Origin of the sequence: Exiguobacterium sp. PHA03 (assembly GCF_041945985.1) — a bacterium.
Classification (GTDB): Bacteria; Bacillota; Bacilli; order Exiguobacteriales; family Exiguobacteriaceae; genus Exiguobacterium_A.
Map to the genome: position 1 here is coordinate 242,533 of NZ_JAUTYQ010000001.1, position 23,200 is coordinate 265,732.

The 23,200-nt window shown below is 48.9% G+C and carries 21 protein-coding genes and 2 other annotated features; of the genes, 19 read left to right on the forward strand and 2 right to left on the reverse strand.

Annotated elements, in window-relative coordinates; all coding sequences use genetic code 11:
* Nucleotides 1–19 precede the first annotated feature (19 nt).
* From folD to spo0A, 9 genes are all read left to right on the forward strand, one after another.
* Complete coding sequence (folD, locus tag Q7C19_RS01265) at nt 20–853, forward strand: bifunctional methylenetetrahydrofolate dehydrogenase/methenyltetrahydrofolate cyclohydrolase FolD (RefSeq protein ID WP_081780391.1); 834 nt, start codon at nt 20–22, stop codon at nt 851–853.
* Complete coding sequence (gene xseA, locus Q7C19_RS01270; RefSeq protein WP_375091438.1) at nt 850–2,172, forward strand: exodeoxyribonuclease VII large subunit; 1,323 nt, start codon at nt 850–852, stop codon at nt 2,170–2,172. The genes folD and xseA overlap by 4 nt, the downstream gene beginning before the upstream one ends.
* Nucleotides 2,173–2,174: 2 nt before the next feature.
* Nucleotides 2,175–2,396 (forward strand): exodeoxyribonuclease VII small subunit, encoded by a 222-nt coding sequence (xseB, locus tag Q7C19_RS01275; protein WP_023467583.1) that lies wholly within the window; start codon nt 2,175–2,177, stop codon nt 2,394–2,396.
* Entirely contained in the window at nt 2,393–3,262 is an 870-nt protein-coding gene (locus Q7C19_RS01280; RefSeq protein ID WP_313491220.1) for a polyprenyl synthetase family protein, read from the forward strand. Before xseB ends, Q7C19_RS01280 begins: the two co-directional genes overlap by 4 nt.
* Before the next feature lie 118 nt (nt 3,263–3,380).
* Nucleotides 3,381–5,267, forward strand: a complete 1,887-nt coding sequence (gene dxs / locus Q7C19_RS01285) for a 1-deoxy-D-xylulose-5-phosphate synthase (protein ID WP_056060225.1) — start codon at nt 3,381–3,383, stop codon at nt 5,265–5,267.
* Nucleotides 5,268–5,273: 6 nt separating this feature from the next.
* A complete protein-coding gene (locus Q7C19_RS01290; RefSeq protein ID WP_035409090.1) occupies nt 5,274–6,080 on the forward strand; it encodes a TlyA family RNA methyltransferase in 807 nt (268 codons plus the stop codon).
* Between the two features lie 154 nt (nt 6,081–6,234).
* The gene (gene ahrC / locus Q7C19_RS01295; protein ID WP_035409088.1) at nt 6,235–6,684 is read left to right on the forward strand and encodes a transcriptional regulator AhrC/ArgR; all 450 of its coding nucleotides are present in this window, start codon (nt 6,235–6,237) and stop codon (nt 6,682–6,684) included.
* A 12-nt stretch (nt 6,685–6,696) separates the two neighbouring features.
* Complete coding sequence (gene recN, locus Q7C19_RS01300) at nt 6,697–8,403, forward strand: DNA repair protein RecN (RefSeq protein WP_035409085.1); 1,707 nt, start codon at nt 6,697–6,699, stop codon at nt 8,401–8,403.
* Nucleotides 8,404–8,406: 3 nt separating this feature from the next.
* A complete protein-coding gene (gene spo0A, locus Q7C19_RS01305) occupies nt 8,407–9,129 on the forward strand; it encodes a sporulation transcription factor Spo0A (protein ID WP_035409083.1) in 723 nt (240 codons plus the stop codon).
* A gap of 156 nt (nt 9,130–9,285) precedes the next feature.
* Here spo0A and Q7C19_RS01310 read toward each other — a convergent pair whose 3' ends face one another.
* Both Q7C19_RS01310 and Q7C19_RS01315 read right to left on the reverse strand, forming a co-directional pair.
* Entirely contained in the window at nt 9,286–9,870 is a 585-nt protein-coding gene (locus Q7C19_RS01310) for a dihydrofolate reductase family protein (RefSeq protein WP_375091439.1), read from the reverse strand.
* Between the two features lie 675 nt (nt 9,871–10,545).
* Nucleotides 10,546–10,800: a DUF2627 family protein gene (locus Q7C19_RS01315; protein WP_023467590.1), complete on the reverse strand. Its 255-nt coding sequence runs from the start codon at nt 10,798–10,800 to the stop codon at nt 10,546–10,548.
* A 122-nt stretch (nt 10,801–10,922) separates the two neighbouring features.
* On the opposite strand from Q7C19_RS01315, the gene Q7C19_RS01320 reads away from it, so the two are divergent.
* The 10 genes from Q7C19_RS01320 to Q7C19_RS01365 all read left to right on the forward strand — a co-directional run bounded on the left by Q7C19_RS01320 (nt 10,923) and on the right by Q7C19_RS01365 (nt 23,196).
* A complete protein-coding gene (locus Q7C19_RS01320; protein ID WP_035409079.1) occupies nt 10,923–12,578 on the forward strand; it encodes a sigma-54-dependent Fis family transcriptional regulator in 1,656 nt (551 codons plus the stop codon).
* Nucleotides 12,579–12,722: 144 nt separating this feature from the next.
* On the forward strand, nt 12,723–13,643 hold the full coding sequence (gene yqiS, locus Q7C19_RS01325; protein ID WP_035409077.1) for a phosphate butyryltransferase: 921 nt from the start codon (nt 12,723–12,725) through the stop codon (nt 13,641–13,643).
* 13 nt (nt 13,644–13,656) lie between these two features.
* A complete protein-coding gene (locus tag Q7C19_RS01330) occupies nt 13,657–14,781 on the forward strand; it encodes a Leu/Phe/Val dehydrogenase (protein WP_375091440.1) in 1,125 nt (374 codons plus the stop codon).
* Between the two features lie 16 nt (nt 14,782–14,797).
* Nucleotides 14,798–15,901 carry a butyrate kinase gene (gene buk, locus Q7C19_RS01335; protein WP_375091441.1) on the forward strand — a complete coding sequence of 368 codons (1,104 nt, stop codon included), beginning with the start codon at nt 14,798–14,800 and terminating at the stop codon, nt 15,899–15,901.
* Nucleotides 15,871–17,292, forward strand: coding sequence for a dihydrolipoyl dehydrogenase (lpdA, locus tag Q7C19_RS01340; protein ID WP_035409071.1), 1,422 nt, complete (start codon nt 15,871–15,873; stop codon nt 17,290–17,292). Before buk ends, lpdA begins: the two co-directional genes overlap by 31 nt.
* Nucleotides 17,293–17,305: 13 nt before the next feature.
* Nucleotides 17,306–18,319, forward strand: coding sequence for a thiamine pyrophosphate-dependent dehydrogenase E1 component subunit alpha (locus Q7C19_RS01345; protein ID WP_056060235.1), 1,014 nt, complete (start codon nt 17,306–17,308; stop codon nt 18,317–18,319).
* The gene (locus Q7C19_RS01350) at nt 18,316–19,299 is read left to right on the forward strand and encodes an alpha-ketoacid dehydrogenase subunit beta (RefSeq protein WP_023467596.1); all 984 of its coding nucleotides are present in this window, start codon (nt 18,316–18,318) and stop codon (nt 19,297–19,299) included. The genes Q7C19_RS01345 and Q7C19_RS01350 overlap by 4 nt, the downstream gene beginning before the upstream one ends.
* Before the next feature lie 14 nt (nt 19,300–19,313).
* Nucleotides 19,314–20,582: a dihydrolipoamide acetyltransferase family protein gene (locus Q7C19_RS01355; protein WP_075642029.1), complete on the forward strand. Its 1,269-nt coding sequence runs from the start codon at nt 19,314–19,316 to the stop codon at nt 20,580–20,582.
* A 56-nt stretch (nt 20,583–20,638) separates the two neighbouring features.
* Nucleotides 20,639–20,890, forward strand: a binding site (T-box leader).
* Nucleotides 20,891–20,938: 48 nt separating this feature from the next.
* Nucleotides 20,939–21,188: a binding site (T-box leader), on the forward strand.
* A gap of 50 nt (nt 21,189–21,238) precedes the next feature.
* Entirely contained in the window at nt 21,239–22,633 is a 1,395-nt protein-coding gene (gene trpE, locus Q7C19_RS01360) for an anthranilate synthase component I (RefSeq protein ID WP_375091442.1), read from the forward strand.
* Nucleotides 22,630–23,196 (forward strand): anthranilate synthase component II, encoded by a 567-nt coding sequence (locus Q7C19_RS01365; protein WP_375091443.1) that lies wholly within the window; start codon nt 22,630–22,632, stop codon nt 23,194–23,196. The genes trpE and Q7C19_RS01365 overlap by 4 nt, the downstream gene beginning before the upstream one ends.
* Nucleotides 23,197–23,200: the final 4 nt, after the last annotated feature.

The window sequence follows — 23,200 nt, forward strand, 5'->3', positions numbered from 1 at the left end:
TTGGGGGAGTGGACAAATCATGGCAGTAGTAATCGATGGAAAACAGGTAGCCCATTCATATCGTATGAAGCTGAAAGAAGAAGTCGCACGTCTGAAAGAACAGCGGATTCAACCGCAATTGACTGTCATCTTGATTGGTGAAGATCCAGCTAGTCAATCTTATGTACGCGGAAAAGAGAAGGCAGCGAAGGAAATCGGAATGGATTCAGAGTTGATCCGACTTCCGGCAGAAACAACGGAATCAGAACTCCTTCATTTGATTGAACGCCTGAACGTAGATGCGAGTGTCCACGGGATTCTCGTTCAATTGCCGTTGCCAGACCATATTGATGAGAGCAAGGTCATTTTTGCGATTTCTCCTGAAAAGGACGTCGATGGCTTCCATCCTGTCTCTGTCGGGAAGATGATGATTGGTGAACCGACATTTTTACCATGTACACCAAATGGTATTCTCCATCTCGTAAAAGAGATGAATGTACCGATCGCGGGTCAGCACGTCGTTGTCGTCGGACGGAGTCAAATCGTCGGAAAACCCGTCGGTATGTTGTTCTTGAATGAATCGGCTACCGTTTCATACTGTCATTCAAAAACTGCAGACCTCGGTGCGATGACACGCCAAGCGGATATCTTGATCGTCGCAGTCGGTGTACCGAAGCTGATTACTGCAGATATGGTGAAACCGGATGCTGTCGTCATTGACGTCGGTGTCAACCGTGTCGATGGTAAACTCGTCGGTGATGTTGATTTTGATACGGTACAAGACGTTGCATCGATGATTACACCTGTTCCGGGTGGCGTTGGTCCAATGACGATCACGATGTTACTGCATAACACGATCGAGGCCGCGCAATGAGTGAACCTCTTCACGTTTCCGATTTAGTCCACTATGTCAAACGTGAACTAGAAGGTGACGCCCTTCTACAACAAGTCCAGGTGGTGGGAGAAGTGTCGAACTTTAAACGACACTCTTCCGGTCACCTTTATTTTACGTTGAAGGACGAACAGTCACGGATGAAAGCCGTCATGTTTGCTCGGGATGCGAGTCGGGTCAAGACAGACATACGCGACGGCATGCGTGTCGTCGTCACGGCACGCTTATCTGTCTACGTCTCTTCTGGAGAAATGCAACTCTATGTCGAACGGATGACGGAAGATGGTGTGGGCGCGTTATACGAGGCGTTTTCTCGCCTGAAAATGGATCTTGAAGAACGTGGTTGGTTTGATCCTGCGATCAAACAACCGTTGCCTGCTTTTCCGGATCGGATCGGGATCATCACATCGCCAAAAGGAGCGGCGCTTCATGACATTGCAACAACACTCCGGCGTCGTTATCCGCAAGCAGCCATCGTCTTCGCGCCGGTTCTTGTACAAGGAGCAGACGCGGCACCCCAAATCAGTCGTGCTATTCAACTGATGAACGAGCATGCTGCCTGTGATGTGTTGATCATTGGTCGTGGTGGCGGTTCGATCGAAGAGTTGTGGGCATTCAATGAAATGTCTGTCGTGACAGCCGTGTTTGAATCCCGTATCCCAATCGTCTCTGCTGTCGGACATGAGACTGATTTTACGATCAGTGATTTCGTCGCCGACGTTCGTGCTGCTACACCAACAGCGGCGGCAGAACTTGTCACTCCGGAAGCAGAGGCACTCGTCCGTCGTGTCCAGGATGTAGAGCGACGTTTGGAACGAACGTATACACAACTCCTTAAGAGTAAACAGGAGCAAGTGACACGTCTAGCCGCGAGTTACGGTCTTAAATCGCCACGTGTTTTACTCGGACTAAAGCAGGAACAACTGGACCGGACGGAAATGTTGCTCCAAAAAGAGATGCAGTATATCGTGACTCAAAAACGACAGCAGGTGGAGCGTCTTCACACACGTTTAATGCGAATACCAGTACGTGATCGATTCGTACAACAACGAGCAACGATTGAACAGTCGCGTCGTCGACTCGAAATCGTGCGTCGGCTTTTGCAATCGAAACAACAACAAGTGCGTCATGTGCTCGCGCGACTCGACTCCGTCAGTCCGACGCATGTCCTGATGCGCGGCTATACGTATGTCGAACAGGATGGACAAATTGTTCGTTCCGCGAAGGCATTAACAGCGTCTTCGTTCGATATCCGATTCCATGATGGAACGATTCGTGCCAAACGAGAGGATGGGGAGTAAGGATGGAGACGGAACAATCTTTTGAAGAAGCACTAGAACGACTAGAAGAGATCGTCACGTTACTCGAAGAGGGCGAAGCTCCGCTAGAACAAGCGATGGCTCTTTATGAAGAGGGCGTCAAATTGACAGCTCTTTGCCAAGGAAAGTTATCCGTTGCTGAGAAAAAACTCGATCAGATCCTGGAGCAAGATGGTACGCTGCGGGAAAAAGGAGGAGCACAATGATTGCCTTGCATGAATGGAAGACACAAGTCGAAAACAAAATGGCAGAGTTCATGGAGCGACTCGATGCGCCCGACCGTTTACGTGACTCAATGCGGTATTCACTTGATGCCGGTGGGAAACGGATTCGTCCGGCCTTGATTTATGCAGTACTCGATGCCTTTTCAATCGACCGCTCAAAAGGAGATGCTGCTGCGGCGGCACTTGAGATGATTCATACATATTCGCTGATTCATGATGACCTTCCGGCAATGGACGATGATGATCTCCGTAGAGGTCGTCCGACGAATCATATTGCTTTTGATGAAGCGACAGCGATTTTAGCAGGAGACGCATTGCTCACGAACGCATTCAGCTGCCTCCTTGAGACACCAGCTTCGCCAGAAGTGAAGCTTGCGCTCGTCGAACGATTAGCGGCGGCGGCAGGAGCTTCTGGTATGGTCGGTGGACAACTCGATGATATGCTCGGTGAGCGTGGTGGCATAAATGATGTAGCGGAGCTAGAATCGATTCATCGTCGAAAAACAGGAGCACTTCTCGTCTTTGCGGTCGAAGCAGGCGGGTTGCTCGCCGCGGTTAGTCCGACAGATCTTGAGCACCTGCATCAATATGGTCGCCATCTCGGCATTGCTTTTCAAATTCAAGATGACATCTTAGACGTGACAGGAGATGCTGAAAAAATCGGCAAGCCGGTTGGTAGTGATGAAGAAAATGAAAAAGCGACGTATCCGAAACTCCTCGGTCTTGAAGGTGCGAAACGTGCACTGACAGCTCAGGTGGAAGCAGCAGAACAGGCGATTGAAGCACTATCGGTCGAAGCGACGACACTTAAGGAACTGCTAGACTTCGTGGTCAAGCGTGACCATTAAGCAGGACGACGCATCGTGCGTCGTCTTTTTCTATGCTGACAATGGCGCTCGATAGATTGTTCTAGTACAATGTAGGGTACAAACCCTATAAGATTGTAAGGAAAAGAGGCGGTAAGGTATGAAATTGACAGAAATACAGGATCCGTCATTTTTAAAGCGTATGTCGGTCTCCGAACTCGAAGTTTTCGCAGGCGATATTCGACGCTTTTTGATTGAAGAATTAGCGACGACAGGTGGGCACTTGGCACCGAATCTTGGAGTCGTCGAGTTAACGCTTGCACTGCATCGTGAATTCGACAGTCCAAATGACAAGTTCGTCTGGGACGTCGGACACCAAGCCTATGTGCACAAGATTCTCACAGGACGCGCGAGCCAGTTTGATACGCTCCGTCAGCATAAAGGACTTTGTGGATTTCCGAAACGCAATGAAAGCGTGCATGACGTCTGGGAGACAGGGCATAGCTCGACGTCCTTGTCAGCAGCAATGGGGATTGCTGTTTCAAACGAATTGAGCGGTAAGGATGACCGCGCAGTCGCGATCATCGGTGACGGGGCGTTAACAGGCGGTATGGCCCTCGAAGCATTGAATCACATCGGAGCAGAGCAACAAAACGTCATCGTCATCTTAAATGATAACGAGATGTCGATTGCACCAAACGTCGGTGCGATGCATCAAATGCTAGGACGGATTCGTTCATCGCGAAAAGTACGTTTTGCGCAAGACGAGCTTGAAGCATTGATCAAAAAGATTCCGGTCATTGGCGGACGTTTGGAAAAAGGAAGCGAGAAATTGAAAGAAGCCGTCAAGGGAGCGCTCGTTCCTGGGATGTTCTTTGAAGAACTTGGTTTCAACTATTACGGTCCGGTCGATGGACACGATCTTAATGATTTGATCGAACAGCTCAATTACGTGAAAAAAGAAGAAGGACCTGTCCTGCTTCATGTCATCACGAAAAAAGGGAAAGGTTATCGTCCGGCAGAGTTTGATGGGGTCGGTACATGGCACGGTCTTGGACCATACAAGATGGAGTCCGGCGAAGTCATCAAAGGAAAATCAAAAGCACCAAGTTATTCCTTTACGGTAGCGGATACCTTGACGAAGATGGCACGCGACGATGAAAAGCTGACGTTGATCACACCAGCGATGAGTGTTGGCTCAAAACTCGATTGTTTTGAAAAAGAATTCCCAGAGCGGATGTTTGACGTTGGGATCGCGGAACAACATGCTGTTACGTTCGCAGCTGGTCAAGCGACGCAAGGCATGAAACCCGTTGTATCAATCTACTCGACGTTCTTCCAGCGCGCATACGATCAACTCGTGCATGACGTGGCGCGTCAAAATCTGGACGTAACGTTTACGATTGACCGATCAGGTCTTGTTGGAGCAGATGGAGAGACACACCAAGGGGTCTTCGATATTGCTTTCATGCGCCACGTTCCGAATATTCGAATCGTCATGGCAAAGGATGAGAATGAACTACAGCACTTGCTCTATTCAGCTGTTAAATACGAAGGACCAATCGCCGTTCGTTTCCCGCGTGGCGAAGGACTTGGTGTACCAATGGATGAGACATTGCATGAAATTTCGCTCGATACGTGGGAAGTTGAACGTGAAGGAACAGATGTCGCCATCCTTGCATTCGGACCACAAGTGCAAGACGCGCTCAAAATCGCGGATCTCTTAGCAGGCGAATTATCAGTTCGTGTCATCAATGCCCGGACGATCAAACCGCTTGATGAGAAGATGCTGAACGCTCTTTACGCAGAGGGAATTCCACTTGTGACACTGGAAGAAGCCGTCCTAAAAGGTGGATTCGGATCAGCTGTCCTTGAGCATGCGAACGAGCAGGAAGCATTCCCACGCGTCAAACGCTTCGGTATTCCGGATTGGTATATCGAGCACGGCGGTGTGAATGAGTTGCTGGAAGAAATTGGACTATTACCTGGACAAATCGCAGAAGAAGTACGCGCTTTCGTCAATCAAGGAAAGAAACAGAGTGTGTGACGATTCATGGAAAATGTAAAGAAAATCCGCCTCGACGTTCTTCTCGTCGAGCGCGGTTTGTTTGAAACGCGTGAAAAAGCGAAACGGTCGATCATGGCTGGACTCGTCTTTAGTGGCACGGAACGATTGGAGAAGGCCGGTGAAAAGGTCAAGTCCGATATCGATTTGCACGTTAAAGGTCAGTTGATGCCTTACGTGGGGCGTGGTGGCTTTAAGATGGAAAAGGCACTTCAAGTATTCGATTTTGATGTCACGGGTAAAACAGGTCTCGATATCGGATCGTCGACAGGTGGTTTTACCGACTGCTCCTTACAAAATGGAGCAGCACATATGTATGCACTTGATGTCGGTTCCAATCAGCTGGACTGGAAGCTTCGCTCGGATGACCGCGTGACGGTGATGGAAAAAACGAACTTCCGGCATGCGACACCAGACATGTTCCCTGTCGCGCCGCAGTTTGCGACGATCGATGTCTCGTTCATTTCATTACGTTTGATGCTTCCGCCATTGAAGATGATCCTCGTTGAAGGAGGAGACGTCATGGCGCTCGTCAAACCGCAATTCGAAGCAGGTCGTGAGGATATCGGTAAAAAAGGCATCGTGCGTGATGAGCGGATTCATGTCCGAGTTCTCGATGAGATGATCGAATTCTTCATTCAACAAGGGTTCTATGTCAAGCAGCTCGACTATTCTCCGATTACCGGTGGAGAGGGCAACATTGAGTTCTTGTTGCATGCACGCCTTGGTCAACCAGGGCTTGATCCGTCCGTTCATGCGACGGAGACGGTCAAGCTAGCGCATGCTAGTCTTTAAACGAACAGACGATAACGAAGACGGATCCGGTTCATGGGTCCGTCTTCCTTGTTGTGTGGCACGATGAAAACCGGATAATAAAATGGGAAACGTGGACTTTTGATGATTTATTGGATTACAATAGTAACATCGAAGAATACTGTGAGGTGCAGGAATGACAAAGGGGCAACGGTTGATTAAGATTCGGGAGATCATCACCCAATCAGAAGTAGAAACCCAGGATGAATTGGTAGAGGAATTACGGAATGCAGGATATAAGGTGACACAGGCAACGGTATCACGAGATATCAAGGAACTCCATCTCGTGAAGGTCCCGTTGAATGATGGACGTTATAAATATAGCTTACCCGCCGACCAACGCTTCAACCCACTCGGGAAATTGCGGCGTCTGCTCGGAGATAGCTTCATCTCGATTGATTCTGCTCAAAATCTGATTGTCATGCATGTCCTGCCGGGAAATGCGAATGCAGTCGCTGTCTTACTAGACCATTTGAGCTGGAGCGAACTGCTTGGAACGGTGTGTGGGGACGATACGATCCTATTGATTGCACGAAGTGAGGGACAAGCGAAAGAAGTGACGGAACGAATTTTAGAAATGCTGTAAGGAGTTGACAGGATGCTAGCTGAATTATCGATCAAACAATTTGCGATCATTGACGAGCTACAGATCGACTTTAAAAAAGGAATGACCGTCTTGACTGGGGAAACAGGTGCCGGTAAATCGATCGTTCTCGATGCGATCGGATTATTAATTGGTGGACGTGGATCCGCGGAATTCGTTCGATACGGGGAAGATCGGGCGGAACTAGAAGGATTGTTTCTGATTGAAGACGACCATCTCGTCTATGATCTTGCAGAAGAGTATGGCATCGATATCGAAGACGGATTGATCATCTTGCGACGTGATCTGTTCGCGACAGGAAAAAGTGTCTGTCGCGTCAACAATAAGCTGGTCACACTGACGATTTTACGTGAGTTCGGACGTGTCCTCGTCGATATGCACGGGCAACATGAACATCAGCATTTAATGGACAGTACGTACCATCAAGCGATTCTCGATGACTTCGCGCAAGAGGCGATCGCGCCACTCCTTCAAGCCTATCAGTCCGGTTATCAAACGTATGAAGAAAAACGGACGGCGCTACAATCGCTCGCACAAAGTGAGCAAGAACTCGCCCAACGGATCGATTTGTTATCGTTTCAGACCGAAGAGATCGAGGGCGCAAAACTTCGAGCGCATGAGGAAGATGAGTTACTCGTCGAGCGGAATCGTCTTGCGAACTTCGAGAAGTTATATGCGTCGTTGAAGACAGCCTATGACGCCTTACACGATGAGATGCGCGGCATCGATTCCGTTGGAGACGCGATGCGTGAACTACAACAAGCATCAAGCATCGACGAACAGTTTTCTCAGCAAAGTGACGCGATCGCAAGCGCCTTTTATGGACTAGAAGAAGTCGGTTATGCCATTCGAGATCAACTCGAAACACTTGAGTTCGATTCCAATCGACTCGATGAGATCGAACAACGTTTGTCCGTCTTCCAACAGCTGAAACGAAAATACGGAGCGACGATTGAGGAAGTCATCGCTTACGGTGAGAAAATTCGGATTGAACTTGATACGATGACAAATCGAGATGAACGAATTGAACGCTTAAAAACCGAAGTCGAACAGCTCGAAAGCGAATTGTTTGAAATTGGTGGTCGACTCTCACAACAGCGTCGCAAAGCGGCAGTTCAATTAAGTGAAGCGATTCATTTGGAGTTGCGTGAGCTTTACATGGAGAAGGCGCGGTTTGAAATTCGTTTTCTTCAAGACGGAAAGACACCGATGCTACGCAAGAACGGGATCGACCATGTGGAATTCTTCATCATGACGAATGCGGGAGAGCCATTCAAGTCGCTCGGAAAAGTTGCATCGGGCGGGGAATTATCTCGTATCATGCTTGGACTGAAGTCGATCTTCTCGCGCTCGGTCGGAGTCGCCTCAATCATATTCGATGAAGTCGATACGGGTGTTTCGGGTCGTGTTGCACAAGCGATGGCAGAAAAAATCTATCGTTTGTCGGTAGACGGACAAGTGCTTTGTATTACGCACTTACCACAAGTCGCTTCGATGGCGGATCAACATCTCTATATTCGAAAGATTGAGGAGACGGATCGTACGACGACCCAAGTCAACGTCTTGTCTCAAGCAGATCGAGGGAACGAACTTGGACGGATGATTTCCGGTGCCCATATGACGGATTTGACATTACGGCATGCCGAGGAATTGATGGATCAGGCGAAGACGATGAAAGAATCGCTTAAAAATGGGGTGTAAGGATTGATTAAAGTCGGGATAGCAGATGATAATCGCGAAATGGTCGAACTGATTCGCCAGCATATCTCTGCGCAAGAAGACATGGAAGTCGTTTGCGTCGCCTACAATGGCGAGAGTTGTCTCGAACGCATGAAAGAACATGAGGTGGATGTATTGCTCCTCGACATCATCATGCCTCATTTAGATGGGCTTGGTGTGCTCGAAGAATTGATGAAGAAAAAGAAGAATCCTGCTGTCATCATGTTGAGTGCTTTCGGTAAGGACGAGGTCTCACAACAGGCGGTCACCCTTGGAGCATCATACTTCTTACTTAAACCGTTCAGCATGGATCAGCTCGTTCAAAAAATTCGTCTCGTGACGAATCAAGGACAAGCTCCGGCGATCGAAACGATTGATCTAAAAGTCGGCTCGACGCTTCGAGAAGTGGGGATCGCTCCGCATATCAAAGGGTTTACGTATTTGAAAGACGCTGTCTTAATGGTGCTTGAAAGGGAAGATCTACTCGGATTGATCACAAAGGAACTCTATCCGACGATTGCGAAAAAACATCAAACAACAGCTTCTCGCGTCGAACGAGCGATGCGTCATGCCATCAAGTCCGCCTGGAACGAAGGAATGCAGCAACACGAGTTGTTTAACGGTCGGATCGAACAAGAGAAGAGTCCAAAGAACTCGGAATTCATCTCGTATGTATCGAGTCATATGAATCAAGAACAATCCGGTTGAAGCCATATACCGTCTAATTCATAAAAGGCGCCAGACTGAAGATAAAGTGCAGTTTTTCTCTTGACGAGAAAGATTGCACTTTTTTTGTCCATCTCGAATCGCTACGCTTCTTTCCTCTTTCTTTCTGGTAAAAGGCAGAATCTAAACGATAACGGTTTATATTTGATTCTTATTTCGTTCATAGCGAATGATTGACACTCCGTTATCAAACGTGTGTTGTTCCATGACGTTCCAAGTGAGGGGAATCATTCTTTGATCGGGAAAGAGACGCTTACCGGAACCGATGATGACAGGATAATGGATCAAGCGAAGCTCATCGATCAAATCCGCTTGATAAAGTGTATGAACGAGTTCACTACTGCCCCAGATATGAAATGGTGGGCCATCCTGTTGTTTCAAAAGCTTTAGTTCAGAAGTCGGATGCTTCAAACAAGTTGTCGGCTGCCAAAGGACAGGTAGTGCATGACGCGTGGCGACATACTTCATGGCATGATCGGCAATCGGCCAGACATCTGAGTGGAGTGGCCAATAACTTGCCCATTGTTCGTAAGTCGCACGACCGAGCAACAGAGAGCAGTCCTCATGCATCCATCCGCGAATGACTTGACCGATCTCAGGATGTTGAAAAGGAACGGTCCAGCCACCATGTTCGAAATCGTTGCTTACATCCTCCTCCTTTCCACTCGGTGCTTGAACGACACCATCTAAAGATAGATGTTCGAATACGATGATTTTTCGCATACAAGATCTCCTTTCGAATGCACTCTTTCTACAGCATACGGTAGAGGTCAAAAAAAATAAAAGCGTTTGCAAATAAATATTGCATAAACTGAAATGTTTGTTATAATAAAGGTACCAAATGATTTGGCAAGACGTCAGATGAACGTCGAGTCGGCGAGGACTCCGGAAATCCCGTTGATGAATATCATCTCAGAACGCCAACTGTAAATGGCTCAAGAATGCCGGACGACATTCTCTTGGTAGAAGTCGTACCAAGGTATCTTGTTCATTCTAGATGGGAAATCTCGAATGAATGGGAGCTTCCATGATTTCGAAGCTAGGGAAAAGTGGAAGGTAACGGATCGTCTAAAATGAAAAGTACAGTTCGTGAAAAGGAGTGTTGTCTAGCAGTGATTGTTAGCAACCGAATGTTTGACTGCTTCAAGCGGATGACATTACGCTCCACCTAGGTCCCGAGTACAGTCAGATGATGGAACTGAAATACCATTCTATCGTTAGCTCGATAGCCAGATCTGATTTCTTTCCACCTCTTCATTAAGAGGAACACCTAAGGTTTTGGAGTACACGAATAGTTCTAACTATGAGAGGAGTTCATCCGTAAGTGAAACCAATTTTATACGAGTAAAAGGTCCCGCGCTTGAAATGAGTTCAAGAGATGGGGACCTTTTTCTGTGTTTATTTTTTTTGATAGCGGTCGGAGACTTTTCCACGTTTTCGATCGCGATAAAAGACATATCCTGCGACAAATCCAATACCACCCATCGCAAGAATCAACCCAACGAGACCTTGCAATACATATACGTAAGCCGCATCGCCTAAGTATTTAAACGGCACTTGCGCAATTAGAAAGACACTGTCGCGCATGAGCTTAATACCAATCGCGCCGATGATGCCGGGGATTAATAATGAGAGCAAACCAATGATACGCATAGGACGCCACTCCTTTCCAAGCGTATTGTATCAAAAAATCGATCGTTCTGCGAATCGGGTTTGCTTCCCTTTTTTATTCCGAGTAGGATAGAAATGTAAGCAGTTTCAAAGGGGGAATTTATATGCATCATCTACTCGTCGTCGGAGCAGGTCAAGGGGGAACAGAGGTCTTGCACGCATTTCAACGTTCACCACTATTAACGGTCATCGGTCTTGTTGATCCAAACATGGAGGCGCCTGGGGTAGCGCTTGCACGGCGCGCGGACATTCGGATCGAAACGAACTGGTCAGCATTCGAAGGAGCAGACGTCGATTTCATCATTGACGCTACGGGAGAAAGTGGCGTACTCGAACAATTAATCCATGATTTTCCGGGAGCGGCGGTCTTACCGGGTGAATTCGTCAGAGTGTTACTTGAGCGTCTGACTGAAAAAGAGAAAATGCTCGAAGCAATCATTCATTGTACGAGCGAAGCGATTTCCGTCGCCGATCAAGACGGACAGACGATGCTGATTAATCCGGCGTATACGCGAATGACCGGTTTCACAGAACGAGATGTCGTCGGAAAACCGGCTAGCGCCGATATCGGGATGCAGGAATCCGTTCATTTGAAAGTCTTGAACACAGGCGAGAACGTGCGAGATGTTCGTATGAAGATCGGACAAGATCAACGCGATATCATCGTCAACGCAGCACCTGTCATCGTCGATGGACAAGTCCGCGGTTCCGTTGGAGTCATTCGAGATATTTCGGAAATGAAGGCTCTAGCAAAAGAATTAAAGGCAGCGCGACAAAAAATCCGGACACTCGAAGCTAAATATACTTTCGATGATATCATCGCCGAGAGTGAAGCAATGCGCTTCGTCGTCGATCAAGCGAAGCTTGCGGCAACGATGCCAGTCAACGTCTTGATTCGCGGTGAATCCGGAACCGGTAAAGAACTGTTCGCACATGCGATCCATGCAGCGAGCGAACGCAAATATGAACAATTCGTCCGCGTCAACTGTGCGGCGATTGCACCGACGTTACTCGAAAGTGAACTATTCGGTTACGAGGAAGGAGCATTTTCAGGAGCACGGCGTGGCGGCAAGAGGGGATACTTCGAAGAAGCACACGGAGGTTCGCTGTTCTTAGATGAGATCGGCGAGCTGCCACTCGACGTCCAAGCCAAACTGTTACGGGTGTTACAGGAAAATGAAGTCGTTCGTGTCGGTGGCACGAAGGCAATTCCGGTTGATGTCCGGATCATCGCGGCGACGAATGCGAATCTAGAGCAAAAAATCATCATGAATGAGTTCCGAGAAGATCTTTATTACCGGATTAATCGTTTACCGATTCACATACCGGCACTACGTGAGCGTCCGGATGATATCGCACCGTTAACCTTACACCTACTCCGCAAATTGAATCAAAGTTATGGACGATCGGTCGGACGGATCTCGGATGATGTACTCGAAGCAATGAAGAAGCAACCGTGGAAAGGAAACGTCCGCGAGCTTGAAAATGTCATCGGTCGCGCATTGATTTTTACGGATAAAACAGAAACGGTCTTACGAAAAGGACATCTTCAACTTGTCGTGCCACAAACAACAAAAGTCACGACGAGACAGAAAAAGGAAATCAAACATTTATCCGACGAGATGTCTCACGTCGAAGAACGGTTGATCCGGGAAGCGCTTACTGCTTTTAACGGCAACAAAACAGAAGCCGCAAAACAACTTGGGATCTCTCTGCGGGCACTTTATTACAAAGTGGAACGATTTAACATTTATTCATGAAGCGCAAATTTTTGCGTGCAATATATTGCAAAAAATGCAAAAGCGTGCAAAATTAAAGACGTTCTTGCTTATTTTACCGTCTCTTTTGAATTGGCACGAAAATTGCTATTACTATTTATGTATGACAGGTAAGGGGGGAATACAGTGAGATTCAGTGAAATGGTCGAGCAGGCAGCTCGACTCGAAGATTCCGTCGTTGCGATTGCAGCTGCGGATGACGAAGAAGTGATGGATGCTGTCGCATTAGCAATTGAAAACGATTTAGCGCGTTTTCATTTGTTCGGGGATGCGACACGGATTCAGCAGATGATTCAAAAACGGACATTACGAGAGTCGCAGTTCGTGATCACCCACACCTCTACATCGCAAGAAGCGGCAGAGCGTGCCGCTCATGCCGTTCGCAAAGGGGATGCGAGTGTCTTGATGAAAGGTCTTGTTCCGACAGCGATGTTCATGAAAGCTGTCTTGAACAAAGAAACAGGTCTGCGTTCTGGAAATGTCCTGTCGCATGTCGCGTTGTTCGAAGTGCCAGGGCGTGAATCAGCGATCGGATTGACCGATGCAGCGATTCATATCCAACCGACACTCGAAGATAAGGTAAAAATTATCGAAAACGGTGTCTCCGCCTTACGAGCGCTTGGATACGGATTACCGAAAGTCGCAGTCTTAGCAGCCGTCGAAGTCGTCAATCCGACGATGCAGGCAACGATAGACGCTGCCCTACTGACGCAAATGAACCGACGTGGTCAAATCAAGGATTGCCTTGTAGACGGACCACTTGCGCTCGACAATGCCGTGAATCTCGTCGCTGCCCAGCAAAAAGGCTTGACGGGAGACGTAGCAGGGCAGGCGGATTTACTCGTCGTGCCGCAAATCGAAGTTGGGAACGTTATCTACAAATCGCTCATGTATTTCGCACATGCCTCGGTGGCGGCGATTCTCGTCGGAGCGCGGGCTCCAGTTGTATTGACAAGCCGTGCCGATACAGCAGAAGCAAAAATGTACTCACTAGCCTTTGCGCTATTAAATGCTCAACAGACGAAAAAAGTAAAACAAACAATCTGAGGAGGAACTTAAAATGGTCGAAACAAATGTAGAATCACGCTTCAGTATCTTTGAAACAATGGAGATGGAAGATTACGAACAAGTTGTTTTTTGCCACGATAAAGTATCTGGATTAAAAGCAATCATCGCGATTCATGACACGACACTCGGACCGGCACTCGGTGGACTTCGTATGTGGAATTATGCATCTGATGAAGAGGCATTGATTGATGCGCTCCGTTTATCAAAAGGGATGACGTATAAGAATGCAGCCGCTGGTTTGAACCTTGGTGGTGGCAAAGCTGTCATCATCGGCGATGCGAAGACACAAAAATCAGAAGCACTCTTCCGGGCATTCGGACGTTACGTCCAGTCACTGAACGGTCGTTATATTACAGCAGAAGATGTCAATACGACGGTTGCAGACATGGATTATATCCATATGGAGACAGATTTCGTCACTGGTGTCAGCCCAGCATTCGGATCAAGTGGTAACCCATCACCAGTTACGGCATACGGAGTCTACCGTGGTATGAAAGCAGCGGCAAAAGAAGTGTACGGAACAGATTCACTTGGTGGCAAAACGATTGCGATCCAAGGAGTCGGTAACGTTTCCTTCAATCTATGCCGTCATTTGCATGAAGAAGGTGCAAAGTTGATCGTCACGGACATCAACCAAGAAGCACTTCAACGTGCAGAAGAAGCATTCGGTGCCTTGATCGTCGCACCAGAAGACATTTATAGCGTCGAAGCGGACATCTTTGCGCCATGTGCCCTCGGTGCGACATTAAACGACGAGACGATTCCACAATTGAAAGTCAAAATCATCGCTGGTGCGGCAAATAACCAACTTAAAGAAGACCGTCACGGTGACATGCTCGAAGAACGCGATATCTTATACGTACCAGACTTCGTCATCAATGCGGGTGGTGTCATCAACGTTGCCGATGAACTCGACGGATACAACCGTGATCGTGCCATGAAAAAAGTTGAACTCGTCTACGACGCGGTCACAAAAGTATTCGAGATCGCAAAACGCGATCATTTACCGACATATCGTGCTGCTGAGAAAATGGCAGAAGAGCGTATCGCAACAATGCGTAGTGCCCGCAGCCAATTCTTACGTCGTGATAAAAACATTCTAGGATCACGCGGCTGATCAGAGGAGGATATCCATGAGCGAACGTATTTTGACGATCAATCCCGGTTCGACTTCGACGAAGATCGGTATCTTCGAAGGATCAAACCCGGTGTTCACGAAGACGTTACGCCATCCAGCGGAAGCGGTCAGAGGACCGCTTCCAGCGCAGCTGGAGATGCGTCGTCATGTAGTACTCGAAGTGTTAGCTGAAGAGCAGATTGATTTGAAAGCGCTTACTGCAGTCGTTGGGCGTGGTGGGTTACTCCGACCGCTTGTCAGCGGTACGTATGCGGTCAACAGAGAAATGCGAGAAGACTTACTCAGCGGTATTTTTGGCGTTCATGCATCGAACCTCGGTGGACTCCTTGCGGATGAGATTGCTCGGACACTCGACATCCCATCATTCATCGTTGATCCGGTCGTCGTTGACGAACTAGAACCGATTGCGCGTATTACAGGCTTACCTGAACTTGAACGAAAAAGTATTTTCCATGCCTTGAATCAGAAAGCTGTTGCGAAACGGTACGCGAAGGAAATCGGACGTCCATACGAGGAACTGCGCCTGATCATTGCACACATGGGTGGCGGCATTACAGTCGGCGTACACCATGAAGGGCGTGTTATCGATGTCAACAATGGACTCGATGGAGAAGGACCGTTTTCGCCAGAACGAAGCGGATCGCTACCTGTTGGTCAACTAGTAGAACTATGTTATAGTACCAAGTATAAACTTGAAGAGATGAAGCGTCTGGTCGTTGGGTCAGGCGGACTTGTTGCGCACTTAGGTACGTTTGACGCGGTTGAGATCGAGCGCCGGATTGAAGAAGGCGATGAAAAAGCGGCATTGTTATATGAAGCGATGGCGTACCGGATCGCGAAAGAAATCGCTGGTCAAAGTGCTGTCTTGTTCGGTCAGATCGACGCGATCATTCTAACAGGCGGACTTGCTTATAGTGATCGGTTGACGCGTATGATCGAAGAACGCGTCGCCCACCTTGGTCAAGTCGTGCGTAGTCCTGGTGAAGATGAGTTGCAGGCGCTCGCAGAAGGAGTGTTGCGTGTCTTACGTGGGGAAGAGGAAGTTAAGGAATATGGAGGCGAACCAACATGGCTAGAGAATTCGACGTCGTTGTCCTAGGTGGAGGACCCGGTGGATATGTCGCCGCGATCCGTGCAGCACAAGCCGGGAAGTCGGTAGCAATCGTAGAACAAGGAAAATTAGGCGGGACATGCTTACATCGTGGCTGCATCCCCTCTAAAGCCTTTTTGAAATCAGCAGCAGTCTATCAGACGGTCAAACACGCTACTACATATGGCGTGGACGTACCGGAATCGTTTTTACGATTCGAACAGGTCAAACAACGCAAACAAGAGATCGTAGATGGATTAGAGGCAGGCATTCAGCACCTGATGAAAAAAGGAAAGATTGAAGTCTTTCATGGTCGGGGTTCGATTCTTGGACCAAGTATCTTTTCACCGATGCCCGGAACAATCAGTGTCGAGCCGGAAGAAGGCGAAGGCGAGTTGATTCTTCCACGCCAATTGATCGTTGCGACAGGATCACGTCCACGTCCACTGAACGGTCTTGCTTTTGATTCAGAGTATGTCCTCAGTTCGGATGATGCGCTCGATATGGCAGATTTGCCAAAATCAATCGTCATCATCGGCGGCGGCGTCATCGGTGTCGAATGGGCATCGATGTTGACGGATTTTGACGTCGCAGTAACGGTCGTTGAATTCAGCGACCGGATTTTACCGACTGAAGATGCGGCAGTCAGTCGTGAAGTCGCCCGCCAACTAAAAAAGAGGGGCGTCAAGATTCATACGGGCGCAGCTGCACAAAGTGATACGTTCCGTATGTCAGAAGACGGCGTATCGATCGCGATCGACCGTAACGGAGAACAGACGACGCTTGAAGCGGATAAGTTGCTCGTCGCCATCGGTCGGATGGCGAATGTCGAAGGTATCGGAATCGAAAACACAAATATCGTCGTCGAAAATGGCTTCATCCAAGTGGATGACCATTTCCGGACGAAGGATCAACATATCTATGCAATCGGCGATGTCATCGGTCGCTTGCAACTCGCGCACGTCGCGTCAGCAGAAGGCGTCAAAGCAGTCGAGGCGATCGTAAACGGAACGACGACACCACTTGAATATGCGTTCGTACCACGTTGTATCTACAGCGTACCGGAAGCGGCATCGGTCGGTTTAACGGAAGACGAAGCGAAACGTGCCGGAATGGACGTTAAGGTCGGGAGCTTCTCGTTCAATGGGTTAGGAAAAGCGCGGATTGAAGGAGAAGCAGCAGGCTTCATCAAGCTCGTCTCGGATGCAAAGACAGATGATCTCGTCGGCGTTCACATCGTCGGACCAAAAGCAACGGAACTGATTAGTGAAGGTGGGTTAGCGCTCGTACTCAATGCAACGGCATGGGAAGTTGGACAGCTCGTGCATCCGCACCCGGCCTTATCAGAAGCATTTGGAGAAGCAGCACTTGCAGTCGACGGACTTGCGGTTCACGCCTAAGGAGGAATTACGGATGGAAAAGATAGAATTCAAAGAATTGGTAGAACTCGGATTAACGGAACAAGACGCGATTCACATGTTCGAAACGATGGTCCGTGCGCGGAAAATCGATGAACGGATGTGGAAGTTGAACCGAGCAGGTAAAATTCCCTTCCTCGTCTCGTGTCAAGGACAAGAAGCGGCTCAAGTCGGTGCAGCGTTCGCACTCGAAAAAGGAACAGATTACATTTTGCCGTATTACCGTGATTTAGGTGTCGTCTTGCACTTCGGTCAAACGTCACGCGATATCATGCTATCGGCATTCGCCAAAGCAGAAGATCCGAACTCAGGTGGTCGCCAAATGCCAGGACACTACGGTTCACGTGCCTTGAACATCGTGACAGGTTCAAGTCCGGTTACGACGCAAGTACCACATGCTGTTGGAATTGCACTGGCTGCGAAGATGCGTAAGGAGCCACTCGTTGCTTACGTCTCGTTCGGTGAAGGTTCTTCAAACCAAGGTGATTTCCATGAAGGAGCAAACTTTGCCGGAATTCATAAGCTTCCTGTCATCTTGTTCTGTGAAAACAATAAATACGCGATTTCGACACCACTTTCGAAACAGCTGTCAGCTAAACACGTTGCTGACCGGGCGATTGGCTATGGTATGCCAGGATATACAGTGGACGGTATTGATCCACTTGCTGTCTTCAAAGTCGTCAAAGAAGCACGCGAACGTGGATTACGGGGAGAAGGTCCAACCTTAATCGAAGTTGAAGTCGAACGTCTCGTGCCACACTCATCCGATGATGACGATAAATCATACCGTTCTGCTGAAGAACTCGATGCCTTAAAAGCACGTGACGGAATCAAACTCTTCCGTGCGCGTCTGATTGAAATGGGTGTCTTGACGGAAGAAACAGCGACTGAAATCGAACAAGCGATGGAGAAAGAAGTCGATGAAGCAACGGCGTATGCTGAAGCAGCGGCTTACGATGCGCCAGAAAATGCATTACGTTACGTGTACGACGAGGAGGAAACGAAATGACGACGTTAAGTTTAATCGAAGCGATCAATAGTGCAATCAAAGAAGAGATGGAGCGCGACGAGTCCGTCTTCATCCTCGGCGAAGATGTCGGTGTCCGTGGTGGTGTTTTCCGGGCGACACAAGGGTTGCTTGAACAATTCGGAGAAGAACGTGTCATCGATGCACCGCTCGCTGAGAGTGCGATTGCTGGTGTCGGAATCGGAGCTGCGATGTACGGTATGCGTCCGATTGCTGAAATGCAATTCGCTGATTTCATCATGCCAGCGGTCAACCAAATCGTCAGTGAAGCAGCGAAGATTCGATACCGTTCGAACAATGACTGGACGTGTCCGATCGTCATCCGCGCACCGTTCGGTGGTGGTATTCACGGGGCGCTCTATCATTCCCAATCGGTCGAGGCGATGTTCAACTCGACGCCAGGTCTGAAGATCGTTATCCCGTCTAATCCATACGATGCGAAAGGATTGCTAAAGGCAGCCATTCGTTCGAATGACCCGGTCTTGTTCTTTGAGCATAAACGGGGCTATCGTCTGTTAAAAGGGGATGTTCCTGAAGGCGACTATACGGTCGAAATCGGTAAAGCAGACGTCAAGCGTGAGGGCGAAGACGTGACGATCATCACTTATGGGCTATGTGTTCATATGGCACTTGAGGCAGCAACACGCCTTGAAAAAGACGGAATCGATGTTCACATCCTTGACTTGCGGACTGTTTATCCAATCGACCGCGAAGCAGTCGTCGAAGCAGCGAAAAAGACGGGGAAAGTCTTGCTCGTCACGGAAGACAATAAAGAAGGTAGCGTCATGAGTGAAGTGTCGGCGATCATTGCAGAAGAAGCATTGTTCGATCTCGATGCACCAATCGAACGACTCTGTGGTCCAGACGTCCCAGCGATGCCATACGCTCCGACGATGGAGAAGTTCTTCAACATCTCAAGCGAGAAAATTGAAGATAAAATCCGGACGTTACACGCATACTAAGGGGGAACTGACCGATGAAGACTGAAACACTTACGATGCCACAACTTGGGGAAAGTGTTACTGAAGGAACGATTTCGATGTGGCTTGTCAAACCGGGCGATACTGTCAAAAAATATGATCCGATTGCAGAAGTCATTACCGATAAGGTAACGGCAGAAGTCCCATCTTCGTTTGATGGTGTGATTGAAAAACTGCTTGCAGAAGAAGGCGATACGTTGCAAGTCGGTGACGCGATCGTCACGATGCAAGTCAGCGGCGGATCAACGGAAGTCGCGGCGACTGAACAAGAAGTGCCGGCTGTCGAAGAGACGACGTCGGCTGATACATCGATGAAAAAACGCTATTCACCAGCGGTCTTGAAATTATCAGGCGAACACGGCATTGATCTTGAACAAGTGACGGGTACAGGAGCGGGCGGCCGGATTACCCGGAAAGATCTCTTGAAATTGATCGAGTCTGGATCGATCCCGACACCACAAGCAACGGAACCGAAACCGGAAGCGCAAGCGGCTCCGGTAGCGCCTCCGGCAGAAGCACCACCCGCACCAAAACGTCCGGTCAGTGCACCACAACCGACGGAAACGGGCGACATCGAGATTCCGACTGCCGGTGTGCGTCAAGCAATCGCTTCGAACATGGTTCGCGCGAAACACGAAGCGCCACATGCTTGGTTGATGATCGAAGTCGATGTCACGAACTTGGTCGAAGCACGTAATCGTCATAAAGATGCGTTCTTCAAACAAGAAGGGGTCAAATTGACGTTCTTACCATTCTTCATGAAGGCGACAGTCGAAGGATTGAAGAAACATCCAATCATGAACTCGACATGGGCGGGAGATAAGATCATTCAAAAGAAAGCGATCAATCTATCACTTGCTGTTGCAACGCAGGACGCTCTGTTCGTACCAGTCGTCAAGAATGCGGATGAACTAAGCATCAAGGGGATCGCACGCGCGATTGATGACTTCGGGAAACGGGCACAAGCCGGCACGTTGTCGTCTGCAGAGATGCAGGGCGGGACGTTTACGGTCAACAATACGGGCTCATTCGGTTCAATCCAATCAGCACCGATCCTTAACTTCCCGCAGGCGGCGATTCTATCCGTTGAATCAATCGTCAAACGTCCAGTTTGGGTGAACGGCATGTTCGCAGCACGCGACATGGTCAACCTCTGTATGTCGATCGATCACCGGGTGCTCGACGGACTCGTCGCCGGACAGTTCCTACAAACTGTCAAACAAGCGCTCGAATCCATCGATCCAAACCAACTTTCCTTATACTGAGATTTTCCAGTTGACAGGGAAGTAGAAGCATCGTAATATAAGAAACAATTCAACACACGATAGCAAAGACGAAGAGAAGTAACTTGTGAAACGATTTAAGAGAGCTGATGGGTGGTGTGAATCAGTATCGGGTAACAAGCGAATGGCCTTCCGAGCTTCAGACCGAATCCTTTAAGTGGGTAGTAGGCTCTGACGGGTTCCTCCCGTTATTGGGGTCGACGAATCAGGACAATGGTCCGGTTCGTTTCAAAGGGGACGATGTCAGCATCGTCAACGAAGGTGGTACCGCGGGTCTTCCCGTCCTTCATGTTCTACATGAATGGGCGAGAAGACCCTTTTCGTATACAATTGAATCGAATAAATCGTAGAGTGAGTTAAGTAGCGAGGCAACATTGGCGTTTCAGAGAGCGGAAGAATGGTGCGACTTCCGTACGGCGAGGTTTCGTGAATGGTCTCATGAGAGCGTGGCTGAACGAAGAAGTAGGTCACGACGGATGCCCCCGTTATCGTAGGCTATGATGTCTCTTATTTAGACGCATCAGACAGAGTGGGAACGGTCGAACCGTTCCAATCGAGAGGTGGCACCGCGAGATCATCGTCCTCCATGCAGCATATGCTGTGTGGAGGACTTTTTTTATTCCAGGAGGCGAACAGAGATGGTTCAGACAGACACACTTATCATTGAACAACTTGAACTAAACGGCGACGAAATGACGCCGATCATGATTTTCCAACAACTGAGTGGAACACAGAAATGTTTACTTGAAAGCTCCGCCCATACGGATCATGGACGGTATTCGATCATCGGTGTCGATCCGGTGGAAATGATCCGCGCAGAAGGACGAACCGTGACACGGGAACAGTTGAAGACAGGTCGATTGACACAAGAAACAGGTGATCCAGTACGACTGATGCAACAGTTGATCCTCCGGGAGGGCGTCGAAGAAGATCTTCCGTTTTTAGCAGGCGGGATCGGATATGTCGGTTACGATATGATGCGGGCGTATGAGACACTCGGAGCGATTCCGGAACGAACGCGCCAACTACCGGACGCGCTACTCGCCGTCTACGACCAAATCATCCTGTTTGATCATCTCGAACATCGTGTTCATTTAATTCAAACGTCACTTGGTGGCATCACCGATCGTGATGAATTACGTCAACGTCTAGTAGATCGGAAAGCGCAACTCGAACAATCGCGAGAGCGAACAGACATCGAGCGTCCACTCCGGGATGTCGTTTATGAACCGTTGATGGATCAAGAGACGTTTGAAGGACTCGTCGAACAAGCGAAGAGACATATTCGGCAAGGCGACGTCTTCCAACTGGTTCTTTCGCAACGACTCGATGCGACGTTTACGGGTGACCCGTTCCAATTTTACCGAAAACTCCGTAAGGATAATCCGAGTCCCTATCTCTTTTATATCGACTTAGGCGAAGCAATCGTACTTGGGGCCTCCCCGGAAAGTTTGGTCCAAGTCAAAGGGAATCGAGTGACGACGAATCCGATTGCCGGCACACGTCGCCGGGGGAAGACGAAAGAGGAGGACGCGCGGCTAGCAGAAGAGTTGCTTCACGATGAAAAGGAACGGGCCGAGCACCGGATGCTCGTCGATCTTGGACGCAACGACTTAGGACGGATTTGTCAGATTGGTACCGTCGAAGTGACACGCTTCATGCAAATCGAACGATTCAAGAACGTCATGCACCTCGTCTCCGTCGTTGAAGGGACGTTAGCAGACGGGAAGACTGGAGCAGACGCACTTGTCTCTTGTCTACCGGCTGGGACGGTCACAGGAGCTCCGAAAATTCGAGCGATGCAGTTGATTGACCAGTACGAACAGGTCAAACGAGAAGTATACGCTGGAGCTGTTGGCTATTTCGACATTCGGGGGAATATGGATTTTGCTCTCGCTATCCGGACGATGGTCATCAAGGATGGTGTCGCTTCTGTTCAAGCAGGGGCTGGTATCGTCTACGACTCAATTCCACGCCTTGAGTACCAGGAGACGTTACACAAAGCGAAATCACTACTGGAGGTTTGGAAATGATCGTCCTGATTGATAACTATGATTCCTTTACCTATAACCTATATCAATACGCATCGGTTTATACGGCCGTCCACGTCATTCGAAACGATGCGGTTAGCATCGAAGAGCTCCGCGAGATGAAACCGGACGGTATCATCCTCTCACCCGGTCCCGGTCGCCCGGCTGATGCTGGCATCTGCATCGATCTAATTCGTCAATTATCGGGTCAAGTACCAATTCTCGGTGTCTGCCTCGGACATCAGGCAATCGGCGAAGCATTCGGAGGACGCATCGTCGAAGCACCGGTCATCATGCACGGGAAGACATCAATGATTCGACAATCGGGACAACTCTTCGACGAAATGACAGAAATGTTAGAGGTCATGCGCTATCATTCGCTGATCGTCGCTCGAAACGACTTACCGACGGAACTCGTCATCACGGCAGAAACGGAGGACCGGACGATCATGGCGCTCGAGCACAAGACACATCCGACATTCGGCATCCAGTTTCATCCGGAATCCGTCGGAACGCCTCAAGGGCAGCAGATAATTAAACGATTCATTGAATTGACGAAGGAGTGACGAA

Excerpts from the sequence above, each read along its gene's own strand:
- folD (WP_081780391.1), top strand. The coding sequence starts at position 20 with ATGGCAGTAGTAATCGATGGAAAACAGGTAGCCCATTCATATCGTATG.
- xseA (WP_375091438.1), top strand. The coding sequence starts at position 850 with ATGAGTGAACCTCTTCACGTTTCCGATTTAGTCCACTATGTCAAACGT.
- xseB (WP_023467583.1), top strand. The coding sequence starts at position 2,175 with ATGGAGACGGAACAATCTTTTGAAGAAGCACTAGAACGACTAGAAGAG.
- Q7C19_RS01280 (WP_313491220.1), top strand. The coding sequence starts at position 2,393 with ATGATTGCCTTGCATGAATGGAAGACACAAGTCGAAAACAAAATGGCA.
- dxs (WP_056060225.1), top strand. The coding sequence starts at position 3,381 with ATGAAATTGACAGAAATACAGGATCCGTCATTTTTAAAGCGTATGTCG.
- Q7C19_RS01290 (WP_035409090.1), top strand. The coding sequence starts at position 5,274 with ATGGAAAATGTAAAGAAAATCCGCCTCGACGTTCTTCTCGTCGAGCGC.
- ahrC (WP_035409088.1), top strand. The coding sequence starts at position 6,235 with ATGACAAAGGGGCAACGGTTGATTAAGATTCGGGAGATCATCACCCAA.
- recN (WP_035409085.1), top strand. The coding sequence starts at position 6,697 with ATGCTAGCTGAATTATCGATCAAACAATTTGCGATCATTGACGAGCTA.
- Q7C19_RS01310 (WP_375091439.1), bottom strand. The coding sequence starts at position 9,870 with ATGCGAAAAATCATCGTATTCGAACATCTATCTTTAGATGGTGTCGTT.
- Q7C19_RS01315 (WP_023467590.1), bottom strand. The coding sequence starts at position 10,800 with ATGCGTATCATTGGTTTGCTCTCATTATTAATCCCCGGCATCATCGGC.
- Q7C19_RS01320 (WP_035409079.1), top strand. The coding sequence starts at position 10,923 with ATGCATCATCTACTCGTCGTCGGAGCAGGTCAAGGGGGAACAGAGGTC.
- Q7C19_RS01330 (WP_375091440.1), top strand. The coding sequence starts at position 13,657 with ATGGTCGAAACAAATGTAGAATCACGCTTCAGTATCTTTGAAACAATG.
- buk (WP_375091441.1), top strand. The coding sequence starts at position 14,798 with ATGAGCGAACGTATTTTGACGATCAATCCCGGTTCGACTTCGACGAAG.
- lpdA (WP_035409071.1), top strand. The coding sequence starts at position 15,871 with ATGGCTAGAGAATTCGACGTCGTTGTCCTAGGTGGAGGACCCGGTGGA.
- Q7C19_RS01345 (WP_056060235.1), top strand. The coding sequence starts at position 17,306 with ATGGAAAAGATAGAATTCAAAGAATTGGTAGAACTCGGATTAACGGAA.
- Q7C19_RS01350 (WP_023467596.1), top strand. The coding sequence starts at position 18,316 with ATGACGACGTTAAGTTTAATCGAAGCGATCAATAGTGCAATCAAAGAA.
- Q7C19_RS01355 (WP_075642029.1), top strand. The coding sequence starts at position 19,314 with ATGAAGACTGAAACACTTACGATGCCACAACTTGGGGAAAGTGTTACT.
- trpE (WP_375091442.1), top strand. The coding sequence starts at position 21,239 with ATGGTTCAGACAGACACACTTATCATTGAACAACTTGAACTAAACGGC.
- Q7C19_RS01365 (WP_375091443.1), top strand. The coding sequence starts at position 22,630 with ATGATCGTCCTGATTGATAACTATGATTCCTTTACCTATAACCTATAT.